Below are 4441 nucleotides of genomic sequence, written 5' to 3' on the forward strand. Positions count from 1 at the left end.
CGGTCTTCTTGGCCGCCTTTTTCGACGACTTCTTTGCGGCCTTCTTCGAAGTCTTCTTGGCTTTCTTCTTGGAAGCCTTCTTGGCCTTCTTCGGCGCTACTTTCTTCGCGACCTTCTTGGCGGCTTTCCTGACCTTCTTGGCGGCAGTGACTGCAGCGTCCTTGGTCGCTTCCACGGCGGTGGTGATCGTCTCCATTGCCTGTTCGGTGATCGGCTTATCGTCGTCCATATCGTCCCCCACGGTTTGTATGGAGCGATGACGATAGCGGGTTTCAAAATTGTGTCAAAGCAACCCTCAACCTTTGCGGATCTTTGCATAGGCGGAGAGCGCACGCTCGCGTCCCTGGGCGTGATCGACGAGCGGCTGTGGATAGGTCTTGCCGAGCGTGACGCCGGCGCTCGCCAGCTCGATCGGTGTCGCCTGCCAGGGCTGGTGGATCAGCTTCGCCGGCAGTCCTTGTAGCTCCGGCACCCAGCGCCGGACATAGGTTCCATCGGGATCGAACTTCTCGCCCTGGAGCTGCGGATTGAACACGCGGAAGTAGGGCGCGGCGTCGGCGCCGCAGCCCGCGACCCACTGCCAGTTGGCGGGATTGCTGCCGGCATCCGCATCGACCAGCGTGTCCCAGAACCAGGCCTCGCCATCGCGCCAGTCGATCAGGAGGTGCTTGACCAGGAAGGACGCCACCACCATCCGAACCCGGTTGTGCATCACACCAGTGTGCCAGAGCTCGCGCAGGCCGGCATCGACGATCGGGTAGCCGGTGCGGCCGCGCTGCCAGGCGGCGAGCGCCTTCCCGTCGGGCTGCCATGGGAAGCCGTCGAAGTTCGGTTGGAGGTTTCTGGTGGCGAGGTCGGGGTGGTCGTGGAGGAGGTGACGGCAGAATTCGCGCCAGCCGAGCTCGCTCAGGAATTTTTCGATGCCGGGTCCAAGGGCGGGATTCTCGGCCGCGGCGAAGCGCGCGGCGTGCCAGACCTGCCGCGGGCTGAGCTCGCCGAACCGCAGATGCGGCGACAGGCCCGAGGTACCCTCCCGATCCGGGCGGTCGCGATCGCCGACATAGCCTCGCGCGCTGTGTTTGAGAAAGTCGCGCAGGCGCGTGCGGGCGGAGGTCTCGCCCGGCCTCCAGCGCTCGCGCAGGCCGCCCGCCCAATCGGGCTTGCTGGGCTCGAGCTTCCAGCTCTCCAGCGTGTCGCTCGTGACCTTCCCGCTCGGGCGCAGCTGCTTCGGTGCGGGCAGCGGCTTTGGCGGATCGCCGAGCGACACTACGCGCCGCCAGAACGGCGTGAACACGCGCAAGCCCCGGCCGTCCTTGTTGCGGATGGCCGAGGGCGAAACCAGGAGGTCGCCCGGGAATCTTTGCGAGTCCACGCCGAGCTTTGCCAGCGCCACTTCGAGCTGCCGTTCGACCGCCTGATGCGGCGCCTGGTCGATCCCATTCCAGTAGACGGCGCCAGCGCCGCTCTCGCGCGCCACCTCGGGGATCACCTTGGCTGCCGATCCCTTGCGCAGGGACAGCGACGCGCCGCGTGCGGCGATCTCGGCAGCGAGCGCCCGCAGCGACTGCGCCAGCCACCAGCGCACCGCGCCGCCCGGTGCTCGCCCGGCGGTCTGGTCCAGCACGTAGAGGCAGATCACCGGCGCGCCGGTTTTCGCGGCGGCGTGGAGGGCGGGGTGGTCGGACAGGCGGAGGTCATCGCGAAACCACACGATGATGGGCGGCGCGCTTGGCGTGGTCAGGGAGGCCTCGTTTACGATTTGGAAAGGATGCCGGCTGCAGCGCCGTGAACCGTCGTTAATGCCGCCGTAAGCCGGTTGCATCATTATGCAGGAATTACGGGGGTCATTCCATTCATGTCCAGCCTTTCAACGGCGAAGTTCCTGCCGCAGTTCAAACTTGGCACCAAGGCCGTCCTGTGCGCCGTGCTGCTGATCGCCGTGAACACGGCGCTGGTGGTCGGCGCCGGCTACTGGTCGCTTACGTCCGCTTTCAATGATCGCGCGCTGCGCGACATCGAGGTCAATCTGCGCACGCTGGCGCTGGCCTTTGCCGAGACCGTTCCGGACGTCAGGATCACGGTGAGGGATGGCGCGGTCGCGCGCGCCGAGATCCCCAAGATGCCCGAGTTCAGGGATCACGCCATCGTCGATCGCGCGGTATCCTATGTCGGGGGCAACGCGACCCTGTTCGTGTTCGACGAGGCGAGCGGGCAGTTCGTCCGCCGCTCGACCAATGTGAAGAAGGAGAATGGCGACCGCGCCGTCGGCACCCAGCTCGCCGCCGATCATCCGGCGCAGGCCCTGTTGCGCCGTGGCGAGGCCTACAAGGGCCCGGCCGTTCTGTTCGGCAAGTCCTTCATGACCGCCTATTTCCCGGTCGCGGACGCGACCGGCAAGGTCGCCGGCATTCTTTACGTCGGCATCCCGATGGCCCAGTTCGAGAGCATGCTGACCCAGGCGATCGAGAGCATGGCCGCTGCCGCCGGGCTCGCCGCGCTGCTGGTGCTCGTCCTCACCCTGCTGATCGTCCGCCGTGTCACCCGGCCGCTCACCTCGGTCACGCGCTCGCTCACGGCGCTGGCGAACGGCCAGAGCGATGTCGAGATCGATTGCGAGGATCGCGCCGACGAGATCGGCGAGATCGCCCGCACCGTCGCCGTGTTCAAGAGCAATTCGCTGGAGCGCGCCCGCATGCGCAGCGAGCAGGCGGCGGCTTCGGCCGCCGCAGTCGAGCAGCGCAAGGCCGACCTGCGCAACTTCGTCGAGCAGTTCCGCGGCAGCGTCGGCGGCATCCTCGACAAGGTGCTGACGTCGTCAGGCGAGTTCGAGCGGGTGGCGCGCCAATTGACCGACACCGCGCGCTCGACCGCCGATCTGTCGGCGCAGTCGGCCGGGGCGTCCGAGGACGCCTCCGAGCACGTGCGTTCGGCGGCGTCGGCCTCCGACGAGCTGAGCCAGTCGATCTCCGAGATCACCCGGCGCGTGCAGGAATCGAACGAGATCTCCGCCGAGGCGGTGAGGCAGGCCGAGGTGACCGACCAGCGCATCGCACAGCTCTCCGAGGCGGGCACGCGCATCGGGGACGTCGTCAAGCTGATCACCTCGATCGCCGAGCAGACCAACCTCCTGGCGCTGAACGCCACCATCGAGGCCGCGCGTGCCGGCGATGCCGGCCGCGGTTTTGCGGTCGTGGCTCAGGAGGTCAAGACGCTCGCCGGCCAGACCGCCAAGGCGACCGACGAGATCTCGAGCCAGATCGCCAGCATGCAGCTCGCGACCGAGGAATCTGTCGCCGCCATCAGGGCGATCAGCCAGACCATCGAGCGCATCAGCGGCATCGCCGGCTCGATCTCGGCGGCGGTCGAGCAGCAGAAGAGTGCGACCCACAACATCGTGGCCAGCGTTCGCGCCGCGGTCTCCGGTACGGCCGAGGTCGCCGTCAACGTCCGTCACGCCGCCAAGGGCGCAAGCGAGACCGGCGAGACCTCGAGCCGGATGTTTGCCTCAGCGCAGGCGCTGTCGGGCGAGAGCCTGCATCTGAAGGCCGAGGTCGACGGCTTCCTCGAGCGCGTTCACGCGGCGTGATCCAACGTTGTCGTCATTCCGGGGCGGTCCACAGGACCGAACCCGGAATCTCGAGATCCCGGGTTCGCGCTTCGCGCGCCCCGGGATGACTTTTTGCGGCCGCTAGGCGCGACCGCCAAAAGTCATTTCGGCTGCGGGACGATCCGGATGTAGGGCTTCGGCTCTTTCCAACCCTGCGGGTAGATCGTCTTGGCCTCGTCGTTGGAGACTGAGCCTGCGATGATCACGTCCTCGCCCTGCGTCCAGTCGGCCGGGGTTGCGACGCGATGCTTGGCGGTGAGCTGGAGCGAGTCGATGACGCGCAGGATCTCCTGGAAGTTCCGGCCCGTGGTCATCGGATAGACCAACACCAGCTTGATCTTCTTGTCCGGCCCGATGATGAAGACGTTGCGGACGGTCTGGTTGTCGGCCGGCGTGCGGGTGAGGGGATCGCCCGAGGTCGAGGCCGGCAGCATCTCGTAGAGCTTGGAGACGTTGAAGTCGGTGTCGCCGATCAACGGATAGTTGGGCGCCGCGCCTTGGGTCTCCTTGATGTCGTCCGCCCACTTGGCGTGACGGTCGATCGGATCGACCGAGAGGCCGATCAGCTTGACGCCGCGTTTGTCGAATTCCGGCTTCAACTTGGCCAATGCGCCGAGCTCGGTCGTACAAACCGGCGTGAAGTCCTTGGGGTGCGAAAACAGCAGGGCCCAGCTATTGCCGATCCAGTCGTGGAACTTGATCTTCCCTTCGGTGGTCTCGGCTTCGAAGTCGGGGGCGGTAGTGCCGATCGGAAGTGTCATGGTTCTACCTCATCACATTGAATTTGCTTGTGAATTTGTCATTGGCCGTCACCGTCAGTATAGGGACTTGCGA

General features: G+C 66.2%; 4 protein-coding genes. 1 reads left to right on the forward strand and 3 read right to left on the reverse strand.

The window, feature by feature from the left end:
* Both AC1D00_RS28665 and AC1D00_RS28670 read right to left on the reverse strand, forming a co-directional pair.
* A partial coding sequence (locus AC1D00_RS28665; RefSeq protein ID WP_477012977.1) for a histone occupies positions 1-229 on the reverse strand: 229 nt, incomplete at its 3' end.
* A 66-nt stretch (positions 230-295) separates the two neighbouring features.
* Positions 296-1741 (reverse strand): cryptochrome/photolyase family protein, encoded by a 1446-nt coding sequence (locus AC1D00_RS28670; protein ID WP_477012979.1) that lies wholly within the window; start codon positions 1739-1741, stop codon positions 296-298.
* A gap of 114 nt (positions 1742-1855) precedes the next feature.
* Between AC1D00_RS28670 and AC1D00_RS28675 the strand changes: the two genes are divergently transcribed.
* Positions 1856-3586 carry a methyl-accepting chemotaxis protein gene (locus AC1D00_RS28675; RefSeq protein WP_477012978.1) on the forward strand — a complete coding sequence of 577 codons (1731 nt, stop codon included), beginning with the start codon at positions 1856-1858 and terminating at the stop codon, positions 3584-3586.
* A 122-nt stretch (positions 3587-3708) separates the two neighbouring features.
* Here the strand turns inward: AC1D00_RS28675 and AC1D00_RS28680 are convergent, their stop codons facing one another.
* A complete protein-coding gene (locus tag AC1D00_RS28680) occupies positions 3709-4368 on the reverse strand; it encodes a peroxiredoxin (protein WP_135178138.1) in 660 nt (219 codons plus the stop codon).
* Between the last annotated feature and the right edge of the window lie 73 nt (positions 4369-4441).

The organism is Bradyrhizobium sp. P2_E8 (assembly GCF_056403875.1).